The sequence below is a fragment of the Kitasatospora sp. NBC_01560 genome (genome assembly GCF_045208415.1).
Taxonomy (GTDB): domain Bacteria; phylum Actinomycetota; class Actinomycetes; order Streptomycetales; family Streptomycetaceae; genus Kitasatospora.
The window spans coordinates 2,379,256-2,392,637 of sequence record NZ_CP109364.1; the positions used below are offsets into that span (position 1 = coordinate 2,379,256).

General features: G+C 71.6%; 11 protein-coding genes. 3 read left to right on the top strand and 8 right to left on the bottom strand.

Annotated features, from left to right (window positions below):
* Nucleotides 1-44 precede the first annotated feature (44 nt).
* A complete protein-coding gene (gene ppk2, locus OH807_RS09900) occupies nt 45-872 on the bottom strand; it encodes a polyphosphate kinase 2 (RefSeq protein WP_406196505.1) in 828 nt (275 codons plus the stop codon).
* 205 nt (nt 873-1,077) lie between these two features.
* Between ppk2 and OH807_RS09905 the strand changes: the two genes are divergently transcribed.
* The gene (locus tag OH807_RS09905; RefSeq protein ID WP_406196508.1) at nt 1,078-1,995 is read left to right on the top strand and encodes a LysR family transcriptional regulator; all 918 of its coding nucleotides are present in this window, start codon (nt 1,078-1,080) and stop codon (nt 1,993-1,995) included.
* An 18-nt stretch (nt 1,996-2,013) separates the two neighbouring features.
* Here OH807_RS09905 and OH807_RS09910 read toward each other — a convergent pair whose 3' ends face one another.
* From OH807_RS09910 to OH807_RS09925, 4 genes are all read right to left on the bottom strand, one after another.
* On the bottom strand, nt 2,014-2,520 hold the full coding sequence (locus OH807_RS09910; protein WP_406196510.1) for a GNAT family N-acetyltransferase: 507 nt from the start codon (nt 2,518-2,520) through the stop codon (nt 2,014-2,016).
* Nucleotides 2,521-2,612: 92 nt separating this feature from the next.
* Complete coding sequence (gene aspS / locus OH807_RS09915; protein ID WP_406196512.1) at nt 2,613-4,415, bottom strand: aspartate--tRNA ligase; 1,803 nt, start codon at nt 4,413-4,415, stop codon at nt 2,613-2,615.
* Nucleotides 4,412-5,674 carry a histidine--tRNA ligase gene (gene hisS, locus OH807_RS09920; RefSeq protein WP_406196515.1) on the bottom strand — a complete coding sequence of 421 codons (1,263 nt, stop codon included), beginning with the start codon at nt 5,672-5,674 and terminating at the stop codon, nt 4,412-4,414. Before hisS ends, aspS begins: the two co-directional genes overlap by 4 nt.
* Before the next feature lie 11 nt (nt 5,675-5,685).
* Entirely contained in the window at nt 5,686-6,402 is a 717-nt protein-coding gene (locus OH807_RS09925) for an MBL fold metallo-hydrolase (RefSeq protein WP_406196517.1), read from the bottom strand.
* A gap of 244 nt (nt 6,403-6,646) precedes the next feature.
* Here OH807_RS09925 and OH807_RS09930 point away from each other — a divergent pair, with 244 nt between their 5' ends.
* A complete protein-coding gene (locus tag OH807_RS09930; protein WP_406196520.1) occupies nt 6,647-7,483 on the top strand; it encodes a peptidylprolyl isomerase in 837 nt (278 codons plus the stop codon).
* Nucleotides 7,484-7,747: 264 nt separating this feature from the next.
* On the top strand, nt 7,748-8,977 hold the full coding sequence (locus tag OH807_RS09935) for a DUF349 domain-containing protein (RefSeq protein WP_406196523.1): 1,230 nt from the start codon (nt 7,748-7,750) through the stop codon (nt 8,975-8,977).
* 85 nt (nt 8,978-9,062) lie between these two features.
* Here OH807_RS09935 and OH807_RS09940 read toward each other — a convergent pair whose 3' ends face one another.
* The 3 genes from OH807_RS09940 to secF all read right to left on the bottom strand — a co-directional run bounded on the left by OH807_RS09940 (nt 9,063) and on the right by secF (nt 13,378).
* Nucleotides 9,063-11,513, bottom strand: coding sequence for a RelA/SpoT family protein (locus OH807_RS09940; protein ID WP_406196525.1), 2,451 nt, complete (start codon nt 11,511-11,513; stop codon nt 9,063-9,065).
* A gap of 180 nt (nt 11,514-11,693) precedes the next feature.
* The gene (locus tag OH807_RS09945) at nt 11,694-12,245 is read right to left on the bottom strand and encodes an adenine phosphoribosyltransferase (protein ID WP_406196527.1); all 552 of its coding nucleotides are present in this window, start codon (nt 12,243-12,245) and stop codon (nt 11,694-11,696) included.
* A 26-nt stretch (nt 12,246-12,271) separates the two neighbouring features.
* Complete coding sequence (gene secF / locus OH807_RS09950) at nt 12,272-13,378, bottom strand: protein translocase subunit SecF (RefSeq protein WP_406196530.1); 1,107 nt, start codon at nt 13,376-13,378, stop codon at nt 12,272-12,274.
* Nucleotides 13,379-13,382: the final 4 nt, after the last annotated feature.

The window sequence follows — 13,382 nt, forward strand, 5'->3', positions numbered from 1 at the left end:
CGGCCCGGGCCGGGGCAACGCCGCGGAGCCGTTCGGAGGACCGGCTACCCGATCCCGGCCGCGTGGTCCGGCACGTACTTCTGCAGGTCGCGCGGCGGCCGCCGGTAACCGCGCGACGCCGGCCGGGCCGGCAGCTCGATCCGGGGCGGCGCCACCTCGTGGTAGGGCAGGCCGTCGAGCAGGTGCGCGATCATGTTGATCCGGGCCCGGCGCTTGTCGTCGCTCTCCACCACGTTCCACGGCGAGTCCGGGATGTCGGTGTGGACGAACATCTCGTCCTTGGCCCGTGAGTAGTCCTCCCAGCGGGTGATCGACTCAATGTCCATCGGCGAGAGCTTCCAGCGCTTCATCGGGTCCTCCAGCCGGTCCCGGAAGCGCCGTTGCTGCTCGGTGTCGCTGACCGAGAACCAGTACTTGCGCAGCAGGATGCCCGCCTCGGTGAGCATCCGCTCGAACATCGGGCACTGGTGCAGGAACTGCCAGTACTCCTCGTCGGTGCAGAAGCCCATCACCCGCTCGACGCCGGCCCGGTTGTACCAGCTGCGGTCGAACAGCACGATCTCCCCGGCGGCCGGCAACTGCTCGACGTAACGCTGGAAGTACCACTGGGTGCGCTGGCGCTCGGTCGGGGTGGGCAGGGCCGCGACGCGGGCGATGCGCGGGTTCAGATACTCCGTCACCCGCTTGATCGCGCCGCCCTTGCCGGCCGCGTCGCGCCCCTCGAAGACGACCACCAGCCGGGTGCCCTCGGCGCGCACCCACTCCTGGAGTTTCACCAGTTCGTTCTGGAGCCGCAGCAGCTCCCGCTCGTACGGCTTCCTCGCCAGCCGGTCCGGCGGGCGGGCCTGCTCACGCTTGGCCTGGGCTGCCACCTGGTGCCTCCGTCCGAGAGTGCTGATGACCCCTCACCGTAGGCGCTGCGCGCCGCCCCCGCAGGTCGTGGCCCTCGGCCGGGCAGCGGCGGCCCCCTGAACCGCCGCTGCCGGACTCCCCCGTCGGCCGGCCCGGAGGCCGAGTGATCAACCTTGTCGCAGACCTGCCCGGCCGGTCCAATATCCCGTTCCATAACCTTGGGGCATGGATGTGGACACCCGACTGCTGCGCAGCTTCGCCGCCGTCTGCGAGGAGGGCCAGCTGACCGCCGCCGCGGCCCGGCTGTTCGTCTCCCAGCCGACGCTGACCAAGCAGATCCGCCAGCTGGAGGCGCTGCTCGGGGTGGAACTCTTCGAGCGCTCGCGCCGGGGCATGGCGCCCACCCTGGCCGGCCGCGCGCTGGCCGCGTACGCCGGCCCGGTGCTGGCCGGCTGGGAGGACGCGCTGCGCGCCACCCGGGCGGCGGCCGCCGAGCAGGGTTCGACGCTGCGGGTGGGCTTCGAGGGCGGCACGATCAACGTGATGACCCACCGCACGGTGGCGGACTTCACCCGGCGGATGCCCGGCTGGCAGGTGGAGCTGCGGCAGAACAACTGGTTCGACCCGACCTCGGGCCTGGCCACCGGCGAGATCGACCTCACGCTCTGGCACGCGCCGCCGTGGATGTCCGAGCAGTACAACGTCGCGGTGCTGGGCGAGGAGCCGCGCTGCGCGGCACTGCCGTCCGGGCACCGGCTGGCCGGGCGTACGGTGATCGACCTCTGCGAGCTGCTGGACGAGCCCTTCGTGGCGATACCGCACGAGGCGGGGCACTGGCGCGACTACTGGCTGGCGGTGCCGGAGCGGGGCGGGCGGCCGGTGCGGATCGGCGCGGTGGCGCACAACACCGACGAGTGGCTGGCCGCGGTGGTGTGCGGCCAGGGCGTCGGCTTCGCCCCGATGACGATGAGCAGGCTGGCGGCACGGGAGGACGTCGCCTACCGGCCGGTCCGGGGGCTGAGCCCGAGCCAGGTCGGGCTGTACTGGCCGAAGGAGCGGGAGCTGACGCCGGCGATGGCCGCGTTCGTCCGCAGCTGCCGGGCGACGGTCGGCTTTCCGGCCGGGCGGGAGGCCCGCCCGTAGGAACGGTCTCCGGCCGGCTCAGGCGTCGGCGAACGGCTCGGGGTAGCGGCAGAGCCCGCGCGGGCCGCCGTCGTACGCGGTCAGGGCGAGCGTCTGGAAGTACGCCTCCGGCACCTCGAACGGGCCGGTGACGTCATGGCGTTGCGCCGGGACGAAGCCGAAGCGGCCGTAGTAGTCCGGGTCCCCGAGGACGACGACGAGCTTCTCGCCGGCCTCCTCGGCGGCGAGCAGCGCCGCGCGGACGACCAGCTCGCCGACCCCCTTGCGCTGCCACTCGGGCGCGACCGCGACCGGCGCGAGTGCCAGCCCCCGGCCCTCGCCGACCCGCAGCCGGCTGAGCAGCGCGTGCCCGACCACCAGGCCGGACTCGTCCACCGCCACCACCGAGAGCCCGGGCACCCAGGCGGGGTCGCGGCGCAGCGCGTCCACCAGGTCGGCCTCGTCGGGACCGGGGAAGGCGGCCATGTGGACGCGTCTGGTGGCGGGTGCGTCGTCCGGACACTCGACTCTGGTGCTGACTGTCATGGGGGGAGCCTCTCTCTGTCGCACACCGTTGTGGACCGGCCCCGGACGGCAGGTGCGCCGTCCGGGGCCGTGAAAGGTTAGCCGATGGAACGTCAGGCCTTGGGCCGGCCCTCGGACTTAGCCTCGGAGTTGGCGTCCTCGCGGACCTTCGGCTGGGCGTCGACGCCCGCCTCGCGGCGCTGCACCGGGGTGATCGGCGTGGGCGCGCCGGTCAGCGGGTCGCCGCCGGTGGACGTCTTCGGGAACGCGATGACGTCCCGGATGGTGTCGTACCCACCGAGCAGCGTGACGATCCGGTCGAGGCCGAAGGCGACGCCGCCGTGCGGCGGCGGGCCGTAGTTGAAGGCGTCCAGCAGGAAGCCGAACTGCGAGGCCGCCTCCTCCTCGGAGAGGCCGATCGCGTCGAACGCCCGCTTCTGCACGTCCCGCTGGTGGATACGGATCGAACCGCCGCCCAGCTCCGAGCCGTTGAGCACCAGGTCGTACGCGTTGGAGAGCGCCGCGCCCGGGTCGGTGTCGAAGGTCGCCAGGGACTCGGCGGTCGGCGCGGTGAACGGGTGGTGCACCGCGTGCCAGCCCTGGAACGCGCCCTTGTCGTCCTCGATCGGCTCGAACATCGGGAAGTCGACGACCCAGAGGAAGGCCCACTGCGACTCGTCGATGAGCTCGCAGCGACGGCCGATCTCCAGGCGGGCGGCGCCGAGCAGCTCCTGCGAGGGTCGCTCCTTGCCGGCGGCGAAGAAGACGGCGTCGCCGTTCTTGGCGCCGGCGGCGGCGGCCAGGCCGGCCAGGTGCTCCTCGGAGAGGTTCTTGGCGACGGGGCCGCGCAGCTCACCGGTCTCGGCGTCGATCAGGACGTAGGCCAGGCCCTTGGCGCCGCGCGCCTTGGCCCAGTCCTGCCAGGCGTCGAGCTGCTTGCGCGGCTGCGAGGCGCCGCCCGGCATGACCACGGCACCGACGTACGGGGCCTGGAACACGCGGAACGCGGTGCCCTTGAAGTACTCGGTGAGGTCGGTGAGTTCCTGGCCGAAGCGGACGTCCGGCTTGTCCGAGCCGTAGCGGCCCATGGCGTCCGCGTAGCTCATCCGCGGCAGCGGGTTCGGGATCTCGTACCCGTGCACGTCGCGCCAGATCGAGCCGACGATCTTCTCGCCGAGGGCCAGGATGTCCTCCTGGTCGACGAACGAGGCCTCGATGTCGAGCTGGGTGAACTCCGGCTGGCGGTCGGCGCGGAAGTCCTCGTCGCGGAAGCAGCGCGCGATCTGGTAGTAGCGCTCCATGCCGGCCACCATCAGCAGCTGCTTGAACAGCTGGGGCGACTGCGGCAGGGCGTACCAGTGGCCGGGCTGGAGGCGGACCGGGACGAGGAAGTCGCGGGCGCCCTCGGGGGTGGAGCGGGTGAGGTACGGCGTCTCGATGTCGAGGTAGTCGTTCTCCTCCATCACCCGGCGGATGATGTTGTTCACCTTGGAGCGCAGGCGCAGGCCCTTGGCCGGGCCCTCGCGGCGGAGGTCCAGGTAGCGGTAGCGCAGCCGGACCTCCTCGTTGACCGTGCCGGGCTCGTACTCGGCGACCGGGAAGGGCAGCGGCGCGGCCTCGGAGAGGACCTCGATCTCGCTGACCACGACCTCGACGGCGCCGGTCGGGATGTCCGGGTTCTCGTTGCCCTCGGGCCGCACGCGGACGTCGCCGACCACCTTGACGCAGTACTCGGCGCGCAGGCCGTGCACGGAGTCGAGGTCGCGGACCACGATCTGCACGGTGCCCGAGGCGTCGCGCAGGTCGATGAAGGCCACGCCGCCGTGGTCGCGGCGGCGGGCGACCCAGCCGGCCAGGGTGACGGTGGTGCCTGCGTGCTCCGGGCGGAGCGTGCCCGCGTCGTGCGTGCGGATCACAGCTGCTTCTCCTTCAGGGTGGTGACGAGCGCGTCGAGGGCGACGGGCTTCTGCTCGCCGGTGGTCAGGTCCTTGAGCTGGACGACGCCTTCGGCGAGGTCCCGGTCGCCGGCGACGAGGGCGAAGCGCGCTCCGGACCGGTCGGCGGACTTCATGGCGTTCTTGATGCTCTTGACGCCGAAGGCGAGGTCGGTGGCGACGCCGGCCCGGCGCAGCTCGACGACCTTGGCGAACAGCACGTTCTTGGCCTCCTCGCCGAGCGCGACGGCGTAGACGGAGGTGGCGGCGGGCAGGTCGAGGGCGACGCCCTCGGCCTCCAGCGCCAGGAAGGTGCGGTCCACGCCGAGGGCCCAGCCGACGGACGGCAGCGCGGGGCCGCCGATCATCTCGGAGAGGCCGTCGTAGCGGCCGCCGCCGCCGATCGCGGACTGGGCGCCGAGGCCGTTGTGCACGAACTCGAAGGTGGTGCGGGTGTAGTAGTCCAGGCCGCGGACCAGCTTCGGGTCGTCGGTGAAGGCCACGCCGTTGGCGGTGAGCAGTTCGCGCACCTTCTCGTCGTAGGCCTTGCAGTCCTCGCAGAGGTAGTCGCGCAGCATCGGGGCGCCGCCGAGCTGGGCCTGCACCGACTCGCGCTTGTCGTCCAGGACGCGCAGCGGGTTGATCCCGGCACGGCGGCGGGTGTCCTCGTCGAGGTCCAGGCCGGCCAGGAACTCGATCAGGGCGGCGCGGTAGACCGGGCGGCACTGCTTGTCGCCGAGGCTGTTGAGCAGCAGCGTGTAGTCGCTCAGGCCCAGCGAGCGGAAGGCGTCGTCGGCCAGGATGATCAGCTCGGCGTCCAGGGCCGGGTCCTCGGCGCCGATCGCCTCGGCGCCGACCTGGGAGAACTGGCGGTAGCGGCCCTTCTGCGCCCGCTCGTAGCGGTAGTAGGAGCCGGAGTACCAGAGCTTGACCGGCAGGTTGCCCTGCTTGTGCAGATTGGCCTGGAGCGTGGCGCGCAGCACCGAGGCGGTGCCCTCGGGGCGCAGCGCGAGCTCGTCACCGCCCTTGGTGGTGAGGTTGTACATCTCCTTGGTGACGATGTCGGTGGACTCGCCGACACCGCGGGAGAAGAGCTTCACGTCCTCGAAGACCGGGGTCTCGACGTAGCCGTAGCCGGCCCGGCGGGCGGGTGCGGAGATCGCCTCGCGGATCGCCAGGAAGGTCGCGGAGCTGGGGGGCAGCAGGTCGTAGGTGCCCTTGGGGGCGGTGAAGGTGCTCAACTTCTCTTCCGTCACATTCCTCGTCGCGGGAAGGCTGTGCTCCCGGCGGAGCCGGCGCCCGCCGCTGCCTCGCGGAGGTAGGGGTTGGCGGCGCGCTCACGGCCGATGGTGGTCTGTCCGCCGTGGCCGGAGAGGACCACGGTCGCGTCGTCGAGGGGCAGGCACACCCGGGCCAGCGACCGCATGATCGCCGCGCTGTCCCCGCCCGGGAGGTCCGTACGCCCGATGGAGCCGGCGAAGAGCAGGTCGCCCGAGAAGAGCACCGGAGGGAGATCTTCGGCACCGGGCGTCCGGAACGTCACCGACCCCTTGGTATGGCCGGGGGCGTGGTCGACGGTGAGCTTCAGGCCGGCCAGCTCCAGCACGCTGCCGTCGGTGAGTTCGCGCACGTCGTCGGGCTCGCCGACGGTGAGCTCGCCCATCAGCTGGGTGCCGAGCGAGCGGCCGAGCGCCTTCTCCGGGTCCGCCATCATGTAGCGGTCCTCGGGGTGGATCCAGGCGGGCACGCCCTTGGCGCCGCAGACCGGGACGACCGAGGCGATGTGGTCGATGTGGCCGTGGGTGAGCACGACCGCGACGGGCTTCAGCCGGTGCTCACGGATCAGCTCGTCGACGCCGTCGGCGGCCTGGTGGCCGGGGTCGACGATGACGCACTCCTCGCCCGCCGCCGGCGCGACCAGGTAGCAGTTGGTGCCCCAGGCTCCAGCGGGGAATCCGGCGATGAACACGCGCGTCCTTCGTGATTCGGTGGGCGGTGGCGGCCGCGGTGTTGCGGTCGTACGACGTGGTGTAAGCGCAGCCTACCGGCGCTCCGGGTCCGGTTGCGAACCAGATCGGGGTGACAGGTCCACTTCGTTCTGACAGGTTCACCGCGTTCTTACAGCCCAGGTACCTACACTTGGCCGCCGATGGGTGCGATGATCCGCTTCAGCATCCGTACACGAGTCCAGCACATATGTAGGAGACACGGCCGTGGTCACCAGCGAACAGCGGCGGCGGCAGCTCGCCCGCGAGAAGTACGAGCGCCAGGCGCAGCGCCGGGCCGAGGCCCACGCCGCACGCCGGCGCCGCAACACCATCCTCGGCGCCTCGCTCGCCGTGGTGGTGCTGGCGGGCGGCGGTGCGCTGGTGGGGACGGGCGCATTCGACTCGTCCGACAAGAAGGACTCCCGGAACACCGCCCAGGCCGCGCCGACCGCCACCGACGAGCCCACCACCCCGACCCGCAAGCCGGTCGAGGGCTGCGGCGAGCCGGCCGCGGGCGCGCCGAACGGCAAGCAGTGGCCGGCCGAGCCGGCGATGAGCATCACCGCCACCGCGGGCTACACCACGACGCTGGACACCAACTGCGGCAAGGTGACGCTCGCCCTGGACGCGGCCAAGGCTCCGCACGCGGTGAACTCCTTCGCCTTCCTCTCCGGCGAGCAGTTCTTCGACCACACCAAGTGCCACCGGCTGACCACGGACGGCATCTTCGTCCTGCAGTGCGGGGACCCGACCGCCAGCGCCACCAACCCGGGCGGCACCGGCGGCCCCGGCTACAAGTTCGCCGACGAGAACCTGACCGGCGCCACCTACCCGGCCGGCACCGTGGCGATGGCCAACTCGGGCCCGGGCACCAACGGCAGCCAGTTCTTCCTGGTCTACAAGGACACCAAGCTCTCCCCGGACTACATCCCGTTCGGGAAGATCACCGGCGGTCTGGACGTGCTCCAGAAGATCGCCGCCGCGGGCACCCTGGAGGGCGGCCCGGACGGCCACCCGATGGCCGACGTCACCATCAACTCGGCTACGACCGTCAAGGGTTGACCAGCACCGGGGCCGCGCCGCGGACGCCCTGGCGGCGCCCCGGAGCGGCCCCGGACCGAAATCGCCCGGCCCGGATGCGGACAGCACCGGGCCTGGTCGCCTATGTTGGCGTTGTGTAGGGTGCCCGGATCCGCCTGGCCGTCACCCTCGGCAGGAAAGCTCGGCGGACGGGGACGGCGGACCCATCGGTCCGCCGCACATCAACTGTGGACGACGGACGCGTACCGCCCCGGCGCGGGCGCGACGTCATGTGGAGGACGCGCTATGAGCAGCGACCCGTGGGGCCGTGTCGACGAGCAGGGCACGGTCTACGTCAGGACGGCCGACGGCGAACGCGTCGTGGGTTCCTGGCAGGCCGGCTCGCCCGAGGAGGCCCTCGCCTACTTCGAGCGCAAGTACCAGGGCATCGAGGTGGAGATCGGCCTGCTGGAGAAGCGGGTGCGCACCACCGATCTGGCCGCCAAGGACGCCCAGGCCGCGCTGGAGCACCTGCGCGCCCAGGTGGCCGAGGGGCACGCGGTCGGCGACCTGGCCGCGCTGGCCAAGCGGCTGGACACGCTCACCGGTGAGATCGAGAGCCGCCGCGAGGAGCGCAAGGCGGCCCGCGCCAAGGCCCAGGACGAGACCCGGGCGTCCAAGGAGGCGCTGGTCTCCGAGGCCGAGCGGCTGGCCGAGTCGACCCAGTGGCGGGAGGCCGGCGACCGGCTGCGCGCGCTGGTGGACACCTGGAAGGGCCTGCCCCGGCTGGACCGCAAGAGCGACGACGAGCTGTGGCACCGCTTCTCGCACGCCCGCTCGGTCTTCTCCAAGCACCGCAAGGCGCACTTCGCGACCCTGGACGCCGAGCGCGACCAGGCCCGCGCCGTCAAGGAGCAGCTGGTCGGCGAGGCGGAGGCGCTCTCCTCGTCCACCGAGTGGGGCGAGACCGCGGCCCGCTACCGCGACCTGATGGGCCGCTGGAAGGCCGCCGGGCGCGCCCAGCGGGACATCGAGGACGAGCTGTGGGCGCGGTTCCGCGGCGCGCAGGACGTCTTCTTCCAGGCCCGCTCCGCGGTGTTCAGCGAGCGGGACGCCGAGCAGGTCGAGAACCAGAAGCTCAAGGAGGTGCTGGCGACCGAGGCCGAGGCGATCCTGCCGATCACCGACCTGAAGGCCGCCAAGGCCGCGCTGCGCGAGATCAACGAGCGCTGGGAGGCGATCGGGCACGTGCCGCGCGACGCCCGGCCGAAGCTGGACGGCCGGCTGAACACGGTCGAGCGGGCGATCCGCGAGGCCGAGGACTCCGAGTGGAAGCGCTCCAACCCTGAGGCCAAGGCCCGGGCCGCCGGCATGGTCGGCCTCTTCGAGGCCAAGGCCGACAAGATCCGGACCGACCTGGACAAGGCGCGCGCCGCCGGCAACGCGAGCCGCGTCGCCAAGCTGGAGTCCGAGCTCGCGGGCGTGCAGACCCTGCTGGAGCAGGCGCACCGCAGCCAGGACGAGTTCAGCGGCTGATTCCCCGCCGCAGGACACGAGGAAGGGCCCCGGGCGAACCCGGGGCCCTTCCTCGTACCCGCTCCTCGTCGTACCCGGCCGGCCGCTACTTGCGGGCCGAGGTGACCCGGTAGACGTCGTAGACGCCCTCGACTCCGCGGACCGCCTTGAGCACGTGCCCGAGGTGCTTCGGGTCACCCATCTCGAAGGTGAAGCGGCTCATCGCCACCCGGTCGCGGGAGGTCTGCACCGCCGCCGACAGGATGTTGACGTGCTGGTCGGAGAGGACCCTCGTGACGTCCGAGAGCAGCCTCGAGCGGTCCAGCGCCTCCACCTGGATGGCCACCAGGAAGACGGACGACTGGGTGGCCGCCCACTCGACGTCGATCATCCGCTCGGGTTGCTGGCTGAGCGCCTCCACGTTGACGCAGTCGGCGCGGTGCACCGACACGCCGTTGCCACGGGTGACGAAGCCGACGATCGGGTCGCCGGGCACCGGGGTGCAGCAGCGCGAGAGCTTGACCCAGACGTCGTCCACGCCCTTGACGATGACCCCGGGGTCACCCTTGGCCCGGCGGCGCACCGCCCGGCGGTTGTCGTGGGTCGGGGTGGCCGTCTCGGCGAGGTCCTCGGTGGCACCCTCCTCGCCGCCGAGCGCCTGCACCAGCTTCTGCACGATGTTCTGCGCGGCGACGTGGCCCTCGCCGATCGCCGCGTACAGCGAGGAGATGTCGGGGTAGCGCATCTCGTGGGCCAGCGTGACCAGCGAGTCGCCGGTCAGGATCCGCTGGATCGGCAGGCCCTGCTTGCGCATCGCCCGGGCGATGGCGTCCTTGCCGTGCTCGATCGCCTCCTCGCGGCGCTCCTTGGAGAACCAGGCGCGGATCTTGTTGCGGGCGCGCGGGGACTTGACGAAGCCCAGCCAGTCCCGGGAGGGGCCGGCGTTCTCCGCCTTGGAGGTGAAGACCTCGACGCTGTCGCCGTTCTCCAGGGTCGACTCCAGCGGCACCAGCCGTCCGTTGACCCGGGCTCCTATGCAGCGGTACCCGACCTCGGTGTGGACGGCGAAGGCGAAGTCCACCGGGGTGGCGCCGGCCGGCAGCGCTATCACGTCGCCCTTGGGCGTGAAGACGAAGACCTCGTTGTTGGAGAGGTCGAAGCGCAGCGACTCCAGGAACTCGCTCGGGTCCTCGGTCTCCTTCTGCCAGTCCAGCAGCTGCCGCAGCCAGGCCATCTCGTTGACCGCGCCGGCCTTGTCGTCCTTGCGGGTCTGGGTCGGCGTGTCGGTGCGGACCTTGGAGGCGCCGGCCACCGCGCGCTGCTTGTACTTCCAGTGCGCGGCGATGCCGTACTCGGCCCGGCGGTGCATGTCGAAGGTGCGGATCTGCAGTTCGACCGGCTTGCCACCGGGGCCGATCACCGTGGTGTGCAGCGACTGGTACATGTTGAACTTGGGCATCGCGATGTAGTCCTTGAACCGCCCCGGCACCGGGTTCCACCGCGCGTGGATGGTGCCCAGCGCCGCGTAGCAGTCGCGGACGGTGTCGACCAGGACCCGGATGCCCACCAGGTCGTAGATCTCGGCGAAGTCCCGGCCGCGGACGATCATCTTCTGGTAGACCGAGTAGTAGTGCTTCGGCCGGCCGGTGACGGAGGCGGTGATCCGGGCGCCGCGCAGGTCGCCCTGGACCTGGTCGATGACGGTCGCCAGGTACTCGTCCCGCTTGGGGGCGCGCTCGGCGACCAGCCGGACGATCTCGTCGTACATCTTGGGGTAGAGGATCGCGAAGGCGAGGTCCTCCAGCTCCCACTTGATGGTGTTCATGCCCAGCCGGTGCGCCAGCGGGGCGTAGATCTCCAGCGTCTCGCGGGCCTTCTTCTCCTGCTTCTCCCGCTTGAGGTAGCGCATGGTGCGCATGTTGTGCAGGCGGTCGGCCAGCTTGATCACCAGGACCCGCGGGTCCTTGGCCATCGCGACGACCATCTTGCGGACCGTCTCGGCCTGCGCGGCCTCGCCGAACTTGACCCGGTCCAGCTTGGTGACGCCGTCCACCAGCAGGGCCACCGAGTCGCCGAAGTCCTTGCGCAGGGTCTCCAGGCCGTAGTCGGTGTCCTCGACGGTGTCGTGCAGCAGCCCGGCCATCAGCGTCGCGGCGTCCATGCCGAGCTCGGCCAGGATCGTCGCCACCGCGAGCGGGTGGGTGATGTACGGGTCGCCGCTCTTGCGCTTCTGCCCGCGGTGCCACTTCTCGGCGACGGCGTAGGCCCGCTCGATGTCGCGCAGCAGCACCGGGTCGGCCTTGGGGTCGTTGGCCCGGATGGAGCGGAACAGCGGCTCCAGCACCGGGTTGAGCACGCTGGAGCGCTGGCCGCCGAGCCTGGCCAGGCGGGCGCGCATGCCGCCGGAGGAGGACGGGCGGCTCGCGGGAGCCACCGGGCGCGAGGAGGTCGGCGCCGGGCGTGCCGGGGTGGCCCCCGAGGGCGTGGGACGGTCTTCGGGGGCGGCCGCTGCGGCCGTGGGCACAACCTCGTCGGGCAAGGACACTCCTCGGGGCACCGGGCCGGCCCCTCGTACGGCCGGCGTCGTCACGGACAACCGGGAGGGGATGAACCTTCATGGTACCGAGCCGGGCGCTCCGGTGTTCAGCCGCCCGGGCCCGGACACGCTCCGCGGGCACGCGGAGGGCGGCGGCCGATGATCCGGCCGCCGCCCTCCGTCCGTGCTTCCCCGCGGGGATCAGACCGTGACCAGCGTCTCCAGGGGCGCGTCACCCAGATGCCCGGAGAGCCGCTCGCGGCCGTCCAGGAAGCCCAGCTCCATCAGCACCACGACGCCCACCAGCTCGGCGCCGGCCTCCTTCACGAGGTCCAGCGAGGCACCGATGGTGCCACCGGTGGCCAGCACGTCGTCCACCACCAGCACCCGCTCACCGGGGGCGAAGGCGTCGCACTGCACCTCCAGCGTCGCCTGGCCGTACTCCAGCTCGTACGAGCGCCGGAACACCTCGCCGGGCAGCTTGCCCTGCTTGCGGATCGGCACGAAGCCGAGCCCGGCCGCGAAGGCCGCCGGGGCCGCCAGCACGAAGCCGCGCGCCTCCAGGCCCACCACCTTGGTCGCCCCGAGGGCCGTCGCCCGCTCCGCCAGCGCCCGGGTGAGGGCCGCGAAGGCCTCGGCGTCGGCGAGCAGCGGCGCGATGTCCTTGAACAGCACGCCCGGCTTCGGGTAGTCCGGGACGTCCCTGATCCGGCTGTTCAGCAGCTCGGCCAGCGGAGTGTCGGCGGTGGTCACGGGGGATCCTTACGGTCGGTCGGGGTTCAGCGCTTGGTGGACGGACGGCCCTTGGCACGAGTGCCGGCCGCCTTGCCGCGCTGACCGACCATACCCGCCGGGAGGTCCGCGTCGGCGAACTCCTCGCCCTCCGGAGCACCCTCGTGGCCGGCCTCGGCCGCGGCCTTGGCGTCCGCGGCACGCCGCTGGGCGACCCGCTTGGCCAGCGCCTTCATCTCCGGCTGCTCCTCCTTGAGCTGCGCGAGCAGCGGGGTGGCGACGCAGATCGAGGAGTAGGCACCGGCGGCGAGGCCGATGAACAGCGCGAGCGAGATGTCGTTCAGCGTGCCGGCACCGAGGATGCCGCCACCGATGAACAGCAGCGCCGCCACCGGGAGCAGGGCGACCACCGTGGTGTTGAGCGAGCGGACCAGGGTCTGGTTGAGGCCCGCGTTGGCCGCCTCGCTGTAGGTGATCCGGTTCTGCTTGGTGAGCCCCTTGGCGTTCTCCTTCACGGTGTCGAAGACGACGACCGTGTCGTAGAGCGAGTACCCGAGGATGGTCAGGAAGCCGATCACCGTACCGGGGGTGACCTCGAAGCCCACCAGGGCGTAGACCCCGATGGTGATCAGGAGGTCGTGGATGAGGGCGACCAGGGCGGCCACCGCCATCCGCCACTCGAAGGCGATCGCCAGGTAGACCGTCACCAGGACCATGAAGATGATCAGACCGGTGAGGGCCTTGCTGGAGATCTGCTCACCCCAGCTGGGGCCGATCACCTGGGTGTTGATGTCGGCGATCGGGACGCCGATCTCCTTCGACAGCTTGTCCGTGAACTCCGAGGAGGTGACCTTCTCCTCGGACGAGACCTGGATCCGGATCTCGCCCTTGTCCGTCGTCTGCACCAGCGGGTGCGAGTGGACGATCTTGTCGGCCGCCTCCTGCGCCTGCGAGACCGACAGCCCGGGCTTGGAGACGGTGTAGACCGACCCGCCCTTGAACTCGATGCCCAGGTGCAGGCCCATGGCCAGGCCGATCGCGGCGACCAGGACGATCACACCGGAGATGCTGTACCAGAGCTTGCGGCGCCCGACGAAGTCGAAGCTGACCTCGCCCTGGTAGAGCCGGTGGCCCAGATTGGAGAAGCGTGACACGGTG